14 protein-coding genes, 1 CRISPR repeat array and 1 riboswitch (1 of these 16 running past the window's edge) are annotated in these 17,962 nt (G+C 60.3%); of the genes, 5 read left to right on the forward strand and 9 right to left on the reverse strand.

What is annotated here, in order from left to right; genetic code table 11:
* Nucleotides 1–1,687: direct repeats of the CRISPR family, unit length 29 nt; unit sequence CCGTTCCCCGCAGGCGCGGGGATGAACCG (it extends 173 nt beyond the left edge of the window).
* Nucleotides 1,688–1,732: 45 nt separating this feature from the next.
* Complete coding sequence (locus tag A6070_RS15300; RefSeq protein ID WP_145926413.1) at nt 1,733–2,080, forward strand: hypothetical protein; 348 nt, start codon at nt 1,733–1,735, stop codon at nt 2,078–2,080.
* A gap of 368 nt (nt 2,081–2,448) precedes the next feature.
* Nucleotides 2,449–2,733 (forward strand): 4Fe-4S dicluster domain-containing protein, encoded by a 285-nt coding sequence (locus A6070_RS04095; protein WP_072287173.1) that lies wholly within the window; start codon nt 2,449–2,451, stop codon nt 2,731–2,733.
* Between the two features lie 102 nt (nt 2,734–2,835).
* Here the strand turns inward: A6070_RS04095 and A6070_RS04100 are convergent, their stop codons facing one another.
* The 9 genes from A6070_RS04100 to thiD all read right to left on the reverse strand — a co-directional run bounded on the left by A6070_RS04100 (nt 2,836) and on the right by thiD (nt 13,234).
* On the reverse strand, nt 2,836–3,879 hold the full coding sequence (locus A6070_RS04100) for a GPMC system family 4 glycosyltransferase (protein WP_072287174.1): 1,044 nt from the start codon (nt 3,877–3,879) through the stop codon (nt 2,836–2,838).
* Between the two features lie 435 nt (nt 3,880–4,314).
* Nucleotides 4,315–4,932: an HAD family hydrolase gene (locus tag A6070_RS04105; RefSeq protein WP_072287175.1), complete on the reverse strand. Its 618-nt coding sequence runs from the start codon at nt 4,930–4,932 to the stop codon at nt 4,315–4,317.
* Between the two features lie 220 nt (nt 4,933–5,152).
* Complete coding sequence (trpA, locus tag A6070_RS04110; RefSeq protein WP_072287176.1) at nt 5,153–5,914, reverse strand: tryptophan synthase subunit alpha; 762 nt, start codon at nt 5,912–5,914, stop codon at nt 5,153–5,155.
* A complete protein-coding gene (gene trpB, locus A6070_RS04115) occupies nt 5,907–7,133 on the reverse strand; it encodes a tryptophan synthase subunit beta (RefSeq protein WP_072287177.1) in 1,227 nt (408 codons plus the stop codon). Before trpB ends, trpA begins: the two co-directional genes overlap by 8 nt.
* Nucleotides 7,126–7,857, reverse strand: a complete 732-nt coding sequence (locus tag A6070_RS04120) for a GntR family transcriptional regulator (protein ID WP_072287178.1) — start codon at nt 7,855–7,857, stop codon at nt 7,126–7,128. Before A6070_RS04120 ends, trpB begins: the two co-directional genes overlap by 8 nt.
* A gap of 177 nt (nt 7,858–8,034) precedes the next feature.
* Nucleotides 8,035–8,532: an LA_2272 family surface repeat-containing protein gene (locus tag A6070_RS04125; protein WP_072287179.1), complete on the reverse strand. Its 498-nt coding sequence runs from the start codon at nt 8,530–8,532 to the stop codon at nt 8,035–8,037.
* Nucleotides 8,533–8,721: 189 nt separating this feature from the next.
* Entirely contained in the window at nt 8,722–9,951 is a 1,230-nt protein-coding gene (locus A6070_RS04130; RefSeq protein WP_072287180.1) for an L-lactate MFS transporter, read from the reverse strand.
* Between the two features lie 471 nt (nt 9,952–10,422).
* Nucleotides 10,423–11,715, reverse strand: a complete 1,293-nt coding sequence (gene thiC, locus A6070_RS04135; RefSeq protein WP_072287181.1) for a phosphomethylpyrimidine synthase ThiC — start codon at nt 11,713–11,715, stop codon at nt 10,423–10,425.
* 79 nt (nt 11,716–11,794) lie between these two features.
* Nucleotides 11,795–13,234, reverse strand: coding sequence for a bifunctional hydroxymethylpyrimidine kinase/phosphomethylpyrimidine kinase (gene thiD / locus A6070_RS04140; RefSeq protein ID WP_072287182.1), 1,440 nt, complete (start codon nt 13,232–13,234; stop codon nt 11,795–11,797).
* A gap of 63 nt (nt 13,235–13,297) precedes the next feature.
* Nucleotides 13,298–13,402: riboswitch (TPP riboswitch) on the reverse strand.
* 355 nt (nt 13,403–13,757) lie between these two features.
* On the opposite strand from thiD, the gene alr reads away from it, so the two are divergent.
* From alr to purH, 3 genes are all read left to right on the forward strand, one after another.
* Nucleotides 13,758–14,891 carry an alanine racemase gene (alr, locus tag A6070_RS04145; protein ID WP_072287183.1) on the forward strand — a complete coding sequence of 378 codons (1,134 nt, stop codon included), beginning with the start codon at nt 13,758–13,760 and terminating at the stop codon, nt 14,889–14,891.
* Between the two features lie 65 nt (nt 14,892–14,956).
* On the forward strand, nt 14,957–16,189 hold the full coding sequence (locus tag A6070_RS04150) for an ASKHA domain-containing protein (protein ID WP_072287184.1): 1,233 nt from the start codon (nt 14,957–14,959) through the stop codon (nt 16,187–16,189).
* Nucleotides 16,190–16,305: 116 nt separating this feature from the next.
* Complete coding sequence (purH, locus tag A6070_RS04155; RefSeq protein ID WP_072287185.1) at nt 16,306–17,871, forward strand: bifunctional phosphoribosylaminoimidazolecarboxamide formyltransferase/IMP cyclohydrolase; 1,566 nt, start codon at nt 16,306–16,308, stop codon at nt 17,869–17,871.
* Nucleotides 17,872–17,962 lie beyond the last annotated feature (91 nt).

The following is a 17,962-nucleotide window of genomic DNA, read 5'->3' on the forward strand; positions in this document are numbered from 1 at the left end:
TTAAGTACACCCGTTCCCCGCAGGCGCGGGGATGAACCGGTTTGCCACTTTAGTGGGTATTCCGAAATAATCCGTTCCCCGCAGGCGCGGGGATGAACCGATAGCCAGTGATAAGACCATCATTGTCATCATCCGTTCCCCGCAGGCGCGGGGATGAACCGATATGATCTTCTTCGCCGTTAACTATTGATCCCCGTTCCCCGCAGGCGCGGGGATGAACCGTTAACCACTGCATCCCCGTTGGGCAAAAACCGCCGTTCCCCGCAGGCGCGGGGATGAACCGCACGATTGGCGGGATAGGGAGTATTACAGGCCCCGTTCCCCGCAGGCGCGGGGATGAACCGTAGATGCAACGGTTCTCCGCGTTTGTCCCCGCCCCGTTCCCCGCAGGCGCGGGGATGAACCGACATTGTTCGTTGGGCATTAAAGCGTGGTAGGCCGTTCCCCGCAGGCGCGGGGATGAACCGCGGGGTGATTCCGGTAAATTGGGAGGTGTCGACCGTTCCCCGCAGGCGCGGGGATGAACCGGCCGGGGCATGGCACGAAGGCGTGAGATTAAACCGTTCCCCGCAGGCGCGGGGATGAACCGTGAGGTAACTGTGCAGCTGCTAAATTGCACCACCGTTCCCCGCAGGCGCGGGGATGAACCGGTGCCTGATGCAGATCAACGTTGAGATCCCTGCCGTTCCCCGCAGGCGCGGGGATGAACCGTTGCCCCGGAAGGCTTTCGCGCCGAAATAGCTCCGTTCCCCGCAGGCGCGGGGATGAACCGGAGGATGAGCGGCATGCAGCATACCAAGCCAGCCGTTCCCCGCAGGCGCGGGGATGAACCGCTGTGGCGCACAATACGGCCTGTGCGTGGTTTCCGTTCCCCGCAGGCGCGGGGATGAACCGGAACAGGGGTATCGGTACGTCTATGCCGCTGACCGTTCCCCGCAGGCGCGGGGATGAACCGCCTGCTGTAGTTTATACATTTTCGGCCCACATCCGTTCCCCGCAGGCGCGGGGATGAACCGCAGCCCACGAAACCGCGCTGGCCGAACATGCTCCGTTCCCCGCAGGCGCGGGGATGAACCGACAACGCCCGTTTAACCAGTCCGGTTGATTTACCGTTCCCCGCAGGCGCGGGGATGAACCGCGAGCGGTAAAAAAGGTGGGGCTGGCGGGGAGCCGTTCCCCGCAGGCGCGGGGATGAACCGCCTTTCGCAGTATGCAGAACGTCGCCAGCGATCCGTTCCCCGCAGGCGCGGGGATGAACCGCCGTTGCTGTAATAGGTGGTGTTGGCGGCGTGCCGTTCCCCGCAGGCGCGGGGATGAACCGCACCTGAGACAGCACCGGCAAATGAGCCCGCGCCGTTCCCCGCAGGCGCGGGGATGAACCGCCACACCTTGCCGCCTTGCGTCGCGGCCTGCTCCGTTCCCCGCAGGCGCGGGGATGAACCGGTCTTGACCCGCGTGCCCCACACGCCGACCACCCGTTCCCCGCAGGCGCGGGGATGAACCGTATTTTGGCTGGCGCGGCCTGAAAATTTGGTGCCGTTCCCCGCAGGCGCGGGGATGAACCGAATCGCTAAACCTTGCAAAAAACGGCTGGCACCCGTCCCCCGCATGCGCGGGGATGAACCGCCGGTGTGTCGCGAGAGGACGCAGAGCAAGCGCCGTTCCCCGCAGGCGCGGGGATGAAGCGCCCGGCAAAAATGCCAGCGCTGAGGATATGGGATTTTGGACGAAAATGCCTGTTTACCACGGCACCGTCTCGGACCTGGACGCGTTTACCTTCGGTCGCGGCGGTACTGTTTCGGGTAGCCCGGTTGGTACTTTAGGGGTTTCGGTCGCTCTAGACCGAGAAGTAGCCGAAGAGTTTGCAAAAAAGTCTGCCCAGGGGGGAAGCCGGACCGGTCCAAAAGCATCGGGCCGCAAAGCCAAATCGCAACCCGACGGGGTAGTGTTAGACTTATTACATCGCGCAGAGAAACCCGCATTGATAGACCTCACCGGCGGAGAAAACGATTATGACGCGATCATGCGCGGAAATTGTACCACGCCGGGCGGGTTGTTAAAGGGGAAAAGTTTATCCTGATGAAAGATCAGGCGCAGCTAGGCAAAAAGCAGGGCGGACACATGGATCTGCCCCTACGGATGGAACATTGTGCCGGCCTTTTAGGTGGGCGATGCGGACGAAGGCATTACCCGCAACGATAATGAATCGTCTCGCCGACGACACAAATCCGGCTTGTGGTTTTTCAATATGAGAAAAGAGATCGTTGGCGTCGATAAAGACGCAGAATCTATATTTTAAATTAATCCATACATGGTAAAAAGCTTTTGTAAAATACTTTATATGTATTTTATTGTGTTATATAGATTTTTAAAAACATTGACTCTATTTTAAAAGGTTGTTAGCTTTGCCTTGATTCAAATATCGATATATTTGATAAGGGTAAAGCCATGTTTGCTTATATTGAAATAGATATACAAAAATGCAAAGGCTGCGGTCTTTGTACTATTGCTTGTCCACGAGATCTGATAAAGCTTGATGAAAATCTGGATGACGATATTTTTTCGGTGGCTGTTTTTCTTGAAGGTGGTCACTGTTACGGATGCGCTTTTTGTGCGAGTGTTTGTCCGGATCTTGCGATCAAGGTTTGCAGTTTGTGTAAAAATGAAATAACAGGAAGGATGAACAAAAAGTTTTCTTGTTATCGTAAAATAGTCGAAAACCTGTCACGCTGATTTTTCTTTCTATAATCAGCAATGCTTTCTCCTCTCTTCTCGATGTTTCTGTCTGATTCACATTGAAAACAAATCGGTACGCGGTGTTGAGGCCTGGCTTTGTTATTTGGTGTCCATCCGGGGGTGGACAATGGTCGCGCGCCGCCGGACTTTGAGTGCACAGAAAATCGATGCCATTTGCCGGGCTTCCTGCTGCATGGACTGTGACGAAGCCAGGGGTTGTGAAAATCGCTGACGCATGGCCGGATGTTGCGCCAGCATGATGGCTTGCCGGATGAACTGCTCGGCAGTGTCGAAAACAAGCCCCTGAAGCCCTGGCCGAAAAGCCGCCGCGTTGCCCGGAATGTTTCGGGCCAGGATCGGAATGCCGAGGCTGCCGGCTTCCAGCAAAGTGTTGGAGAAGCCTTCGCTGGCGGAATTGTTGAGGATGACGTCGGCTTGCCGCATAACGGCGGCCATGGCTGTGTGCGGTATCTCGCCGACGTGAACTGCCCAGGGGCGCTTTTGCAGGGCGGAGAAAAATCGGGAAGCATAGTCCCTGTCAAGTACCGGACCGCAAAATGCCAGGCGGCATCGCTGGCTGTCGACGACCTTGTCGAACATTTCCAACAGCTCCAGATTGCCTTTGACCGGGCGAATGCCCGCCGGATGCAGAAACAGGACGGCGCTATCCGGAATGTTCCATGGTTTTCGCAGATCGAATGGCTCTGCGCCGAGATCAACGGCGGGCGGTACATGGTGCAGTTTCGACGTCAGTGCGGGGTAAGTGTGTTCCAGAAACTGCCGAGTGGCTGGGCATAGTGTAAGGATCGCGTCGGCACGGGCCAGAACCTGCAGGATGGCCGGTCTTTGTTGCGGGTCATCGAGTCCTTGATGGACATCGGTGCCGGTCAGAGTTACGGCGAGAGGGATGGATTGCGAGGCCGGGCATGTCAGCCAGGGCACGCCGCTGCGGTAAGCGTGCAGCGCGTTCACAATGTCCGGAGCAAAGCTGTTGGCCTGTGCTTCGAGGTGTGCGGTATCCTCCGTCACCTCGAGGATGCGAACGCAATGGCCGAGATTTTCCAGCTCTTTTTTCTGGCGCAGCGCCGATACCCAGTTGCCGGTTGTATGGGGCTGGCTGGGAGTGAGAAAAAGAATACGCACGGCGTTCTCTCAAAAGATGGTGAAATAGGGGTGATCGATTCGCCGGCCCTTTTATCGCCCTCTGGTTTGTGTCAAACGTCGGCGCCGGCGGCGATGACCAGGGTCAGGGGAAAGTGGCTGACAATGGTGGCGACGGATGTCATCATGATCGGCTGCGGCCGGAGCGGGAGTCACTGGTGACGCGCACCGGCAGGCCCGGGCTCAGCAGGGCGCGTTGCTGCTGGGGCAACTGGAAGTTGATGTATCGTTGCGGTCAGAATAATGGCTTTTTTCATGGTACCTGCGTGGCAAAAAAGGCGGTCTGAGGTGTTGGGAAACGAAGGAAGACGTTCGGAGAGCCGGAAGCTTTGCTTCCGGCTGTGATCCGAGAAGATAGGATGATTCAGCGGGGCGTGTCAATGCACAAATGAACGTTCATTAGGCGATTGTCCGATGTCAGAGCTGCTCGATAAGATCGAACAGCTGGTTGTGGCTGGTGATGTTGATGGCTTCGGCAAACCGGCCGCGATACCCGACGAAACGGATGTTGGCGCGGCGGGCCGCCTCCTGGTCCACATCCATGTCTCCGATGAACAGCAGGTTGGCGGGATCGATGCCGAGTCTGTCGGAGGCCAAAAGCAGCATGTCGGGGTGAGGCTTGCCGCGCGCGACATCCTTGCTGGTGAGAATCGTTTTGAAAAAACGCTCCAGCCCGAAATGTCGCGAGATGTCATGCATGCTGCCGCCGCGATTGGTGGCAACCGCCAGCGGCATGCGGGCCGACAGGCGCGAAAGGGCTTCCAGGATACCGGGTTCGGGGACCATCAGCGGGATGAACCGGCTGTAGTCGATGCCGCGGGAAACCTGCAGCGCCTCTTCGAGACGTTCCGGCCCGAGAATCGCTTCGAACAGTTCCGGCGTGGTCACCGTATGGCAGAGATAGATTTTTTCCCGGTCGTCATGGGCGATGGGAGGCATGCCCAGTTGCTGCAGGGCGGCACTGTAAAACGCCACATTGGCGTGCAGGCTGTCGAACAGGACCCCGTCGCAATCGAAGATAAGACCCTTGACCATGGTATTTTCCTTTTGCCTGGACGCTGGATCAAGCCGTTCTGTTCCGCAAAACAAAATGCGGGTGGCGTTGATGCATTGAATAGTGTTTTTTGTTTATATCGATAACAAAACAACAGGTACGAACAATAATAAACATAAAACGCGTTCAAATGCAACGGAAACCGGAAAAAAATTGCCGTAAAAGTTTTCTCTTCAAAAGAGCAGGCACCGCCGCCCGGGCTTAGCGCAGGGAGGCGATGAAGGCGTTCACCGCCGGCACTCCCCCTTCATCCAGAATCCGGATGGCCTGGGAACCGACCACGGCGATATCGGCCTTGCCCTTGATAAATTCCACATCGGCGCGATCCTTGACACCGAAACCGAGGGCCAGAGGCAATTGCGTCGAAGCGCGGCAACGGGCCAGATGGGTGCCGAGTTGTCCCGAAAAATCGGTCTGCAGGCCGGTGACGCCCTTGCGCGCCATGCAGTAGATGAAACCTTTGCCGTGTTCGGCGATCTGGCGCATGCGGGCCTCGCTGGTGTTGGGAGCGTAGATGAAGATCGGAGCCATGCCGTACTTGCTCATGGCCGACAGGTAGTCGTCGGCCTCTTCCGGCGGCAGATCCGGCACGATGGCTCCGCACAGCCCGACTTTGGCCATGCGCTCGGCGAAGGCCCCGACTCCGTATTTGAACAGGATGTTGTAATAGGTCATGAACAAAAACGGGATATCGAAGGTGGCGGCGACTTTTTCCGCGAAATCGAAGCACTGGTCGACGGTAATGCCGGTGGCCAGGGCCTCCTGGTTGGCCTTGAGGATCACCGGGCCATCGGCCATCGGCTCGGAGAAGGGGATCTGCAGTTCCATCAGGTCGACCCCGGCTTCTACCATGGTGCGGACCACTTCGAAGGAGGTCTCCAGATCCGGGTAGCCGATGACGATATGGGTCATCAGCAGGATATCCTGTTGCGCCAGTTTGTTGCGGATGGTGGTCTCAAGCATGGTATTGCTCCGCCTTGTGTTTGATGAATTCCTTCCAGGCCGGGTCGTCGAAAGCGTCGGCGACGGTGAAGATGTCCTTGTCGCCGCGACCGGACTGGTTGATGATGATGATGTCGTCCTTTGACAGCGTCGGCGCTTCCTTGAAGGCCTGAGCGAAGGCGTGGGACGATTCCAGTGCCGGAATCAGTCCTTCCTTGCGCATGGTCAAAGTTACCGCGTCAAGCACTTCGGCGTCGGTTGCCGCCTCGAAGCGGGCGCGGCCGATGGCCTGCAGGTGCGCCAGGATCGGCGAGACGCCGACGTAATCGAGACCCGCCGAAATACTGTGCGTGTCCTTCATCTGTCCATCGCCATCCTGCAAAAAGTAGGTTTTGTAACCCTGCGCCACGCCGACGCTGGCATCCCTGGAGCTGAGGCGGGCGGCATGCCTGCCGCTGTCCAGCCCCTTGCCCCCGGCCTCGACCCCGACCAGCTCCACCGGGTCGTCCATGAATCCGGAAAACAGCCCCATGGCGTTGGAGCCGCCTCCGACGCAGGCGTAGACGCGCTTCGGCAGGCGCCCTTCGTGTTTAAGGATCTGCTGGCGCGCCTCGGTACCGATGATCGACTGGAACCAGGCGACCATCTCCGGAAAGGGGTGCGGCCCGCAGGCGGTACCGAGCACGTAATGAGTGGTGTCCATGTTGGATACCCAGTCGCGGAAGGCTTCGTTGATGGCGTCCTTGAGGGTGCGGGAGCCGTCTGTTACCGGCACCACCGTGGCGCCGAGGCGCTCCATCCAGAAAACATTGGGGCGCTGCCGTTCCACGTCCTCCTCGCCCATGTAGATGGTGCACTCGAATCCCATGCGCGCTGCCATGGTGGCGGTGGCCACGCCGTGCTGTCCGGCGCCGGTCTCGGCGATGACGCGGGTCTTGCCCATGCGTTTGACCAGCAGCCCCTGGCCCATGACGTTGTTGGCCTTGTGGGCACCGGTGTGATTGAGATCCTCGCGTTTGATGTAAATGCGCGCTCCCCCGAAATGCCGCGTCAGATTCCCGGCGAAAGTCAGCGGGGTCGGGCGGCACGAGTAGTTCGACATGACATCGAGGTATTCCTGCCAGAAAGCGGAGTCGGCCCTGGCGGCTTCATAGGCCTTGACCAGTTCCACGAAGGTTTCATTGAGGATTTCGGGGATGAAACAACCGCCGAATCCGGAAAAATAGCCGCGTTTATCCATGGCCGGATGCTCCCATGTGTTGTGAGAAGACGATATGGTCGGTGCGGCAGAACAGCCGCGAAAAAAAACCGTCACGGCCGGCGGCGAAATCGAGGCGCCGTTCGACCTGCAGCAGGGGTGTGGTAACGCTGACGTCGAGGCAGCGGGCCCGCACTGCGTCGAGGTAGCCGATGCGGAAGCTCTGTTTGCCCCCCATCGGCCGCAACATGAAATGCTTTGCCGCGACGCTCGACAGGGAACGGCCGGCCAGGTCCAGACTCTCGATCCCCGCGAACAGTTGCGGATGCAGGTACAGATCTTCGAGCAGCACAGGGGCACCGTCGAGACAGGTCAGGCGCGAGAAGAAGTAGGCTGTGCGGCCGCTGAAAGGGTTGTCCGGCGCATCTTCGATTGGCTGCAGGCGGATCGCTTCGCGGATGAGGGTCGTTGCCGCCAGGCCTTTTTTGTGGAATGCCGCCGACGTGCCATCCAGGGAAAAAAGGTCGATCTCGCGGGCCGGTTCGCTGACATAAGTCCCCGAGCCGCGGCGCCGGCACAACAGACCCTGCCGCACCAGGGAGTCGAGCGCCTGGCGCACCGTGGGGCGCCCGATGCCGTACCGGGCCGCCAGTTGCGGCTCCGACGGGATGCGCTGGCCCGGTGCCAGTTCGCCGTTGCGGATCTGGTCTCCGAGTCGCTCGGCAAGCTGGTGATAAAGCGGTATGGGTGAGTCGGGGTTGAGCATGCTTTGCGCCTCCCTGCAATGGTGTTCATCTTAGACCTGGTCTGTCAGGTTGTCAAGACAACTTATGCTGTTTTGGCGTATGTCCGGAGAAGGTTGGTGCGTAGACGCTGAAAAGCCCGCCGGATGTCCGGCGGGCCAGGATGGCGTGGCGCGAAGGGTCGGTTCGGCGGCCGAGGATCAGTAGCGCCAGTTGACGAACACCATGGCTGGGGCGACCTCGTTGGGCAGGTTGCCGAACCATCTTTTATTGGCGTTCATGATGTTGATAAGGCCGATCTGCACGCCTTTGTCGGCGTTATCCGCGAAGTTTACGAAACCGAGCTGCAGGCCGTGCAGGTTGCCTGCATAGTTGAAGGCCGCCCACTGCAACCCGGTGACGTTTCCCGAGGCGTAATTGGCGATGCAGGCCAGCTGCGCGCCTTTGTAGTTTTCGGCATAATTGGCCAGCAAGCCAAGAGACAGCCCCGAGCTGCTGCCGGTGGAGCCATTGACAATCCCCAGGGCCAGCGCGTTTTGCGGATTCTGGCTCCAGATGCCGAGAGACACGCCGTTGATCCGGGTGCTTCTGGAATGGATGGCGACATCCGGGGTCAGGCTCAACTGGAAATTCTGGGGTGCGGCAAACGCTCCGGACGCCAGAAAACAGCATAAAAATGCCAGTGCCCATTTTTTCATGGATCATTTCCTCCTTGAGATGTTGTTGAGTGGTGCGCGGGCCGATCCGGAAAGGTCTCCGGCCTCGCTGGAATTCAGCCGGAATTATACATCGACAGCATTGAAAAAAAAGGGGCTCTGTCCGAGCCCCTGTAAATCAACGATCCATTTTTTTCATGCTCTATTCTATGCAGCGGGAGCCCAACCCATCTAAGCGGTAGCCTTGACAGGCGGCTTGTAACTCCAGGTAATGATAAAACCGAGGACAAGAAGTGCCGCCGCAACATACAGGGCGGGTGCGCCTTTGACCTGTGCGAAAACCAGAGGCCCTGCGACACCGGCCGCGCCCCAGGCGGTAAGGATGATGCCGTATACCTTGCCGATATAGCCGGGGCCGAAAGAATCCGCGGCAAACGAGGGCATGACTGCAAAGCCGCCACCATAGCAGGCAAGCAGATAGCAGGCTGCGATGGTGAAAACGGTTGCGCTGGTGATTTGAGGGATGTAGCAATAGAGCAGAGCCTGGCTGGCAAACATGACCAGAAAAACATTTTTCCGGCCGATCTTGTCGGATACAGAGGCCCAGAACAAACGCCCCAGACCGTTGAAAATGGAGGCGATAGCCAGAATCAGACCACCCTTGATGGCCAATTGCTCAGGATCAGCGATGCTCAGGGAAAGGATCTTCTGCCCCATGGGCGAAAGCTGGGAAAGAAGCCCGAGTCCGGCGGAAACGTTGAGGAACAGCATGAACCAGATCATGTACCATTGCGGGGTGCGGCGCGCTTGCTCGAAATTGAAGGAATCCGCATGGGAGACGGTCTTGGTGCTCTGAACAAAGCCTTCGGGAGTCCAGCCCTTCGGCGGATCCCTGAACTGAAGGGCCGCGGCGGTGCTCACCACGAGGTAAACCACGCCGAGAACAAAAAAGGTGTTGGCCACGCCCATGCTGACGATCATGCCGGGAACGATCTTGCCGATGAAGAAGGCGCCGGCGCCAAAGCCCATGACGGCAAGGCCGGTAACCAAACCGCGTTTGTCGGGAAACCAGCGAATCAGGCAGGCGATGGGAACCACATAGCCGAAACCGTTGCCGAGGCCACCGATCACGCCATAACCGAGGTACAATACCCAGATGTTCCCGGTCAGGTCCGCCAGGCCGGCACAGAGGGTGCCGATGGCATAACAGACGGCGCCAATGACGGCTACCAGCTTCGGTCCCTTTTTATCCACCAGGGTACCCCCGAAAGCAGCGGCCAGTCCAAGTACCGCGATGATGATCATGAAGGTGCCCTGAGTAGCTGTTTCACTCCACCCATGATTTGCCATGAGCGGTTTCTTGAAGACAGACCACGCATAGACAGTCCCCAGAATCAACTGCAAAACAATGCCCGCCAAAGCAATAAACCAGCGCTTTGACTCCAACTTCTCATTACTCATAGTAACCTCCCAAAAATGTCCAAAGTGGCTCCCGCGCTCCTCACAATAGCTGTGTAACAGCGTTTTGAGTACTATAATTCAATTTCGGTGAATGTACAACAATCGTGAGATAGAGATTTGTCGCTTTTTGCAGAGAAAAAGGGGTTGCGGAATGGATCGCCCTGAAAAAGAAGGGAAATAATATCGTGGTGGTAAAAAGCCCCCAAAACGGTGCGTTTCGGGGGCTCTCCAATGTGGCTCTAGGCTAGTTTTCATCCGGAAACGGCCCTTTTCCGCCGTAGCGGCGTCAATCCGCAGGCTTGCTTGTGCGGCGTACCGATGTACGCCTCCGCGCAACCCCTTGATTTCCTTGCCACAACGAAAAATTGCTCGTTTCCCATATGAAAACTACGCTGTATCCATCCGGAGTTTCCGGATGGATACTAGGCTGAACGGGGCAGGGCGGAGCGGAGCATGTCCGCGCCGAGGGCCTCATCGATGCTTCTTGCGTTCGTCCATGACCCGGTAGGCGCAGAATTCGCCGCACATGGTGCAGGCTCCATGTTCCTCGTCGACCCCCGATTCGCCGCGGCGCTTGCGGGCCAGCTCGGGATCGATGGCGAGGCCGTACTGGGTTTCCCAGTCGAGGGCCTTGCGCGCCCTGCTCATGGCGATGTCTTTTTCCAGGGCGCCGGGCAGTCCCTTGACGATGTCGGCGGCGTGGGCGGCGATGCGGGTCGCCATGACGCCGTCGTGCACGTCCTTTGCGGTAGGCAGGCACAGGTGTTCGCTGGGGGTGACGTAGCACAAAAAGTCGGCTCCGGCGCTGGCGGCGATGGCGCCGCCGATGGCGCAGGTGATGTGGTCGTAGCCCGGGGCGATGTCGGTGACCAGCGGGCCGAGCACATAGAACGGGGCACCGTGGCAGAGGCTTTTCTGCAACTGGATGTTGGCCTCGATCTGGTTCAGGGGGACGTGGCCGGGGCCTTCGATCATGACCTGGATGCCGGCATCCCAGGCGCGCTGGGTGAGTTCCCCGAGCACGATCAGTTCGTGGATCTGGGCGCGGTCGGTGGCGTCGGCCAGGCAGCCGGGGCGAAAGCCGTCCCCCAGCGACAGGGTGGCGTCGTAGGGCCTGACCAGCTCCAGCAGGCGGTCGTAGTGTTCGTAAAGGGGATTTTCCGCATTGTTGCGCGTCATCCAGGCGACGGTGAAGGAGCCGCCGCGGGAGACCACCTCCATGATGCGTCCTTCGCGGTCCATGCGCTCCACCGTGGCGCGGGTCACACCGCAGTGCACGGTAATGAAGTCGACACCGTCGTCCAGGTGTTTTTTGATGCCGTCGAAGATCTCGTCGACGGTCATGTCGACAATGGCCTTGCCCTTTTTTACCACCGTGTCGCAGGCTGCCTGGTAGAGGGGCACGCTGCCGATGCAAACGTCGGTTTCGGCGATAATGGCGCGGCGGATTTCATCGATGGGGCCGCCGGTGGACAGGTCCATGATGGCGTCGGCGCCAGCGGCCATGGCCACCCGGGCCTTTTCCAGTTCCTTGTCGATGCTGGTGTCGTCCTTGCTGGTGCCGATGTTGGCGTTGATGCGCGTCGGCAGGCCTTTACCCACCGCCAGAGGGCGGCCGTTAGCGTGTCTGTTGTTGTGGCAGACGATGGCCGTGCCTTCGGCAATGCGCTGGCGAAGGATTTCAGCATCGATACCGGCGTCGGCGGCGGCCTGCTTCATTTTGTCGGAGACGATGCCCTGGCGGGCCATTTCGAGTTGCGTCATGAATCTACCTTTCATACGTCAAAGCTCTAAGCTGTAAGTTTTAAGATGAAAGTTGAGAGCTATATGGCTTTTTCGGTTGTCAAGATCCTTCGATTTTGTTCAACAGGTATCGGGCCGCGGCGAAATGGTTGACCGGTCCGTGGCCGGTGCCGAGGTCGGCAGCGGTGCGGATCGCCTCGGTGATGAACTCCTTGGCCAGTTTCACCGCCTGCGGCAGCGGCTGGCCGGCGGCGAGCAGGGTGGCGATGGCGGCGGAACTGGTGCAACCGGTGCCATGGGTGTTGCGGTTGTCGAGGCGTGCGGCCGGCAGCCGGTGCAGGGTGCTGCCGTCGAGCAGCAGATCGACTGCTTCGCCGTCGAGGTGTCCGCCCTTGATCAGAATGTTGCGTGCGCCAAGCTCCTGCAGGCGGCGTGCGGCTTTCTCCATGTCCGCTTCGGTTTCCACCGGAAATCCGGCGAGTTCCGCCGCTTCCGGCAGGTTGGGGGTGAGCAGGTAGGTGCGCGGCAGCAGCAGCTCGCGGCAGGATTGAACGGCATCGTCGCGCAGCAGCAGGGCGCCGCCTTTGGCGACCATGACCGGATCGACCACCGCCAACAGGCCACGTGTCCAAAGTTCCCGGGCGACCAGCTCAACGATGGCGGCATCGAACAGCATGCCGGTTTTGACCACTTCCGGGTGCAGGTCTTCGAGCACCGCCGTTAGCTGGTCGGCGACAAATGCCGCCGGAACGGGATGGATGCCGCGCACGCCGCGGGTATTCTGTGCCGTCAGGGCGGTGATGACCGTCATGCCGTAGCCGCCCAGCAGGGTAATGGTTTTGAGATCGGCCTGAATGCCGGCGCCGCCGCCGCTGTCAGACCCGGCTACGGTCAAAACGCGACCGCGGGGCGGGGTGGCGCGGCGGTTGAACTGCAGGGCGATTTCCCGTGCGGCCAGCGCCGGCGACGGGTCGGCCATGACCGCCGAGATCAGGGCGACGGCATCGGCTCCGGCATCGATGACTTCTCCGGTATGGTCGCGATCGATGCCACCGATGGCGACCAGCGGCAGGTCGACGGCGCGGCGCACGGCGCGCAAGGTGTCGAGGCCGATATGCACGGCGTCCTGTTTGGTGCCGGTGGGATAGATGCTGCCGACGGCGATGTAGTCGGCGCCAGCCTGTCGGGAGGCGAGGGCCTGGGCGACGGTACGGTTGGAGGTGCCGATGATTTTTCCCGGACCAAGCACGGCGCGGGCTTCGGCAACGGTCATGTCCTGCTGACCCAGATGCACACCGTCGGCCCCGCAGTCCAGCGCCAGATGTGGATCATCGTTGACGATGAACAGGGCGCCGGCCTGACGGCACAGCCCGGCGAGGGCCCGCGCTTCATGCCGCTGGTCGGAAACGGGAACCTGTTTGCCCCGGTACTGGACGATGCGGGTTCCTCCCTGGAGGGCGGCCGCGACCCTGGCCTGCAGTCGTTCTCCCCGGGAATCGTCGGTGATCAGGTACAATCCCTGCAACGGTCGGTCTTTCATGGCGTCCTCGATTTTTGAAAACAAAAAACGTCACGGCCGTAAAGCACGTGACGTTATCACGATTGCCCTGCGACACCGCTTCCCTACGCCGGCATGATCCGGGTCAGGTTCCAAGGGTTGTCCCGTCTATCTGGGACTCTCAGTGCAGTGACGCCCCCAGCGGCTGTGTTTTTGTATCCGGATACTGTATACGCGCTCATCCATTTTAATACGTCACGGGTCGGATGTGCAAAGCAATTCATGCCATTGCGGCTATTTATTCCACCGGATGCGAAGCGTTGGCCGTCACTCTAGCGAATGCTCCGCAGTCTGTCAAGCGAGCGCCCGGAGGGGGCCGGCGGATGTCCTGCGGGTCGCTGCCACGCACGTTTTTTGCCCTTTACAGTGGCAAGACGTCGTGCTAAGAGTTTGGCTCCGAAACGTGGGCCGTTTGCTTTTTGCAGCGGCTCCGCCGACTTTTCACGCTATCACTTTTCCGGCCGTTGTGCGGCCGCTTATCCCGCAAATTCAGGACCAGAACGTCATGAGTGATCCCTGGGGACACCGGCCCACCCGCGTTGAAATCGATCTTGAGGCTCTGAAACACAATTTCCGCCAGGCGCAGACCCTGGCCGGCCCCGAACAGGGGATTCTGGCGGTGGTCAAAGCCGATGCCTACGGACACGGCGCCGCCCACGTCGCGACCGCGCTTCAGGATGTCGGCGCGCGGATGTTCGGGGTGGCTATCGTCGAGGAAGGCGTTTCGCTGCGCGAGGCGGGAGTGGTGTGTCCGATTCTGGTGCTCGGCGGGCTGTATCCCGGCCAGGAACAGGAACTTCTGCGGTTCGGCCTGGTGCCTACGCTGTTCGACATGGATACGGCCCGGCGCCTGGATGCCTGCGCCCGGACCGCCGGGGTAGTGCTGCCGTATCACATGAAGCTCGATACCGGCATGAGCCGGGTCGGTTTCCGGGCTGCGGATCTGGCATGGGTTCTGGAAGAGCTCAGGACGCTTCCGGGGTTGCGCATGGACGGTCTGTTTTCCCATCTGGCTCTGGCCGACGAGCCGAAGGATCCTGTCAATCGGCGGCAGCACGATGTTTTTCGCGACTGTCTGGCCCGGGTGCGCCAGTCCGGATTTGCACCCCGCTATGTGCACCTGAGCAACAGCGCGGCGCTGTTGACCGGCGAAGCTCCGGAATGCAATCTGGCGCGTCCCGGCATTCTGCTCTACGGGGGGCTGCCCAGTGAGGCATTTGCCGGACGATTCGACCTGCGGCCGGTGATGAGTTTCCGCACCCGGGTGGCGCAGGTGCGCAGCGTCCCCGAAGGCACCGGAGTGTCTTACGGACATCGCTTCGTTGCCGGCCGGCCTACCGTATTGGCGATCATTCCGGTGGGGTATGCCGACGGCTACAGCCGACACTTGTCCAACGTTGGGGAGGTGCTGGTGCGCGGCCGGCGGGCGCGGGTCGCCGGAACGGTATGCATGGACTGGACAATGATCGATGTGACCGACATTCCCGGGGTCGCGGTCGGCGACGAGGTCACCCTGCTCGGCTGCGACAACGGTCAGTGCATCACCGCCGACGAATGGGCGCGACGCATCGGCACCATCAGTTATGAGGTATTCTGCCAGTTCAGTAAAAGGGTGCCGCGCGTAACGCGCGATGACTGAGGTTTTCGGTCGCTGGCGACCGGCTTCAATTTTTGCGAATGTGCAAAACTAGCCAAGGAGGAAAGATGCCCCAGGGAGGCTGCCTGCTGGCGCTGGACCTCGGCACGACCACTCTGGCCGGCCGCCTGCTCGATAGCGACGGCCATGTGCTGGCGCAGGAGCGTCTGCTCAATCCCCAGTCGGTACTTGGCGCCGATATCATGCGCCGGCTTGAAAACGCCATGACCGGCGAGGATCTGCGTTTGCAGCTGTTGCTGCTGGATGGCTTGCGCGAGATCGTCGACAGCATGCTGCGACAGGCGGGGCTGGCCCGCCGCGATATCCGCGGCGCCGCCGCCGCCGGCAACCCCGGTATGGTCTATCTGCTGCGGCGCCTGCCGGTAACGTCGATCCTCTATCCGCCCCATCGGCCACCCTGGCGCGATGCAGTCTTCCTTTCCCCCGACCAGATCGATTTGCAGTTGCCGGTTCCCCTTTATATCTTTCCCCTGATCAGCGGCTACGTTGGCGGCGACCTGGTGGCTTTTCTGTTTGGCCAGGGCAAGGTGGGCGAGGCCAGTTTCTTTCTCGATGCAGGCACCAACGGTGAGATGGCCCTTTTCAGCGGTGACCGCTGGCGGGTTACCTCGGTGGCTGCCGGTCCGGCTTTCGAGGGCGGCGGTATCTCCTGCGGCATGGTTGCCAAAGCGGGCGCGATCCACGACGTTGTCATCGAGGATGATCGCCTGGGTCTTTTGGTTCTGGGAGGCGGGCCGCCTCGCGGTCTCTGCGGCAGCGGCCTGGTCGCTGCGCTGGCCGCCGCCCTGGACGGCGGATTGATCGATGCGCGCGGCAGCATCGTGGATCCCCTGGAGGTTCCGACCAATCTGTCTGGCTACATTGTTGAGACCGCCAGCGGACGGGCCCTGCGCCTGTACCGGGATGCCGCGGTGGATTTGTTGCTGACGCAACAGGACGTACGTCAGTTCCAGTTGGGCAAAGCCGCGGTGCGGGCCGGCACCGAGTGTTTGCTGCGGCGCGCCGGACTGGAAGCCGCCGATGTGGCACAGGCTGTTCTGACCGGTGCCTTCGGGTTTTCCCTGTCCCGACGGGTTTTGAAAAGGGTTGCCATGCTCCCGGAAAACATGGTAGAAAAGGTGCGTTTTGCCGAGGTCGGCGTCCTTGCCGGAGTCGGGCGCCTGCTGTGTGATGCGCAGGGCCCGGACAAGGTGCAGCGATTGGCCGCGACCCTTCAGCCATTACCCCTGTCGGGCTCTCCGGCCTTTGAAAAGGCTTTTATCCACGCCATGAATTTCTAGAAAACCGCCGGCCTGACGGTTTTTTTTGTTTTCCACCCCAAAGGATGACGCGGTTGCGGCCAGGTTGCCGCGGATGTCGTCAGAAATGTATTTTCAGCAGGAAAGGACAGAAGAATATGGCCGTCATCAAGCGCGCGCTGATCAGTGTTTCGGATAAAACCGGTATCGTCGGATTTGCCAGGGAACTGGCGGATTTCGGGGTCGAGATCCTTTCGACGGGCGGCACGGCCAACCTGCTGCGGCAGGAAGGTATTGCGGTCAAGGATGTTTCGGAATACACCGGTTTTCCCGAGATGCTCGATGGCCGGGTGAAGACCCTGCACCCCAAGGTGCACGGCGGCCTGCTCGGCATGCGCGACAACCCCGCGCACGTGGCCAAGATGAAGGAGCACGGCATCGAACCGATCGACATGGTGGTGGTGAATCTCTACCCCTTCGAAGCGACGGTCGCCAAGCCCGATTGCAGCCTTGAAGACGCCATAGAAAACATCGATATCGGCGGCCCGACGATGCTGCGCAGCGCGGCCAAAAACAACCGCGATGTCACGGTAGTGGTCAATCACGCCGATTACGCCCAGGTGCTCGCGGAGATGAAGGGCAGCGGTGGCGCCGTGTCGCGTACCACCAATTTCAGGCTCGCGGTCAAGGTCTATCAGCACACTGCCGCCTACGACGGTGCCATTTCCAACTGGCTGGGGCAGCGCATGGGGGATGAACTTGCGGAGTTTTCCGACACTCTGACCGTGCAGTTCAAAAAAGCCCAGGATATGCGCTACGGGGAGAACCCCCATCAGAAGGCCGCCTTCTATGTCGAGCGCAACCTGCGGGAAGCCAGTATTTCCACCGCCCGCCAGCTGCAGGGCAAAGAGCTGTCCTACAACAACATCGCCGATACCGACGCCGCGCTGGAGTGCGTCAAGCAGTTTGTCGAGGGGCCGGCCTGCGTCATCGTCAAGCATGCCAATCCGTGCGGGGTGGCGCTGGGCGCAAATCTTCTGGAGGCCTACAACCGCGCCTTCTCCACCGATCCGGAGTCGGCTTTCGGCGGCATCATCGCTTTCAACCGCGAACTGGACGGCACCACCGCGAAAGCGATCGTCGATCGCCAGTTCGTCGAAGTGATCATTGCTCCGGCCGTGTCGGCCGAAGCCGTCGAGGTTGTCGCCACCAAGAAAAACGTGCGTCTTCTCGAATGCGGTTACTGGCCGCAGGAGCCCATCGCCCGCCACGATTACAAACGGGTCAACGGCGGCCTGCTGGTGCAGGATGCGGATCTGCTGCTGAGCGGCGACATCAGGACCGTGACCAAGCGGACCCCCAACGAGGCGGAAATGCGGGATCTGCTGTTCACCTGGCGGGTGGCCAAGTTCGTCAAGTCCAACGCCATCGTCTACGGCAAGGACGGCATGACCATCGGCGTCGGTGCCGGGCAGATGAGCCGCGTCAATTCCGCGCGCATCGCCGCCATCAAGGCCGACCTGGCCGGACTGGAAGTGCCGGGTTCGGTGATGGCGTCGGACGCTTTCTTTCCCTTCCGCGACGGTCTGGACAATGCCGCCAAGGCCGGCATCCGGGCGGTTATCCAGCCCGGCGGCTCGATCCGCGACGAGGAAGTGATCGCCGCCGCCGACGAACACGGCATTGCCATGGTTTTCACCGGCATGCGGCATTTCCGGCACTAGAATAGGGCGGTACCGAGAGCTGCGAGCTGAGGTTTCCCCGGATACCATGGGTCCATAGCCAAAGACGGCAATGGCTGGAAAGGAATGTGAC

Source organism: Syntrophotalea acetylenica, from assembly GCF_001888165.1.
GTDB lineage: Bacteria > Desulfobacterota > Desulfuromonadia > Desulfuromonadales > Syntrophotaleaceae > Syntrophotalea > Syntrophotalea acetylenica.

Excerpts from the sequence above, each read along its gene's own strand:
- A6070_RS04120 (WP_072287178.1), bottom strand. The coding sequence starts at position 7,857 with ATGCTCAACCCCGACTCACCCATACCGCTTTATCACCAGCTTGCCGAG.
- trpA (WP_072287176.1), bottom strand. The coding sequence starts at position 5,914 with ATGCTTGAGACCACCATCCGCAACAAACTGGCGCAACAGGATATCCTG.
- A6070_RS15300 (WP_145926413.1), top strand. The coding sequence starts at position 1,733 with ATGCCTGTTTACCACGGCACCGTCTCGGACCTGGACGCGTTTACCTTC.
- alr (WP_072287183.1), top strand. The coding sequence starts at position 13,758 with ATGAGTGATCCCTGGGGACACCGGCCCACCCGCGTTGAAATCGATCTT.
- purH (WP_072287185.1), top strand. The coding sequence starts at position 16,306 with ATGGCCGTCATCAAGCGCGCGCTGATCAGTGTTTCGGATAAAACCGGT.
- A6070_RS04130 (WP_072287180.1), bottom strand. The coding sequence starts at position 9,951 with ATGAGTAATGAGAAGTTGGAGTCAAAGCGCTGGTTTATTGCTTTGGCG.
- thiC (WP_072287181.1), bottom strand. The coding sequence starts at position 11,715 with ATGACGCAACTCGAAATGGCCCGCCAGGGCATCGTCTCCGACAAAATG.
- A6070_RS04095 (WP_072287173.1), top strand. The coding sequence starts at position 2,449 with ATGTTTGCTTATATTGAAATAGATATACAAAAATGCAAAGGCTGCGGT.
- trpB (WP_072287177.1), bottom strand. The coding sequence starts at position 7,133 with ATGGATAAACGCGGCTATTTTTCCGGATTCGGCGGTTGTTTCATCCCC.
- thiD (WP_072287182.1), bottom strand. The coding sequence starts at position 13,234 with ATGAAAGACCGACCGTTGCAGGGATTGTACCTGATCACCGACGATTCC.
- A6070_RS04105 (WP_072287175.1), bottom strand. The coding sequence starts at position 4,932 with ATGGTCAAGGGTCTTATCTTCGATTGCGACGGGGTCCTGTTCGACAGC.
- A6070_RS04150 (WP_072287184.1), top strand. The coding sequence starts at position 14,957 with ATGCCCCAGGGAGGCTGCCTGCTGGCGCTGGACCTCGGCACGACCACT.
- A6070_RS04125 (WP_072287179.1), bottom strand. The coding sequence starts at position 8,532 with ATGAAAAAATGGGCACTGGCATTTTTATGCTGTTTTCTGGCGTCCGGA.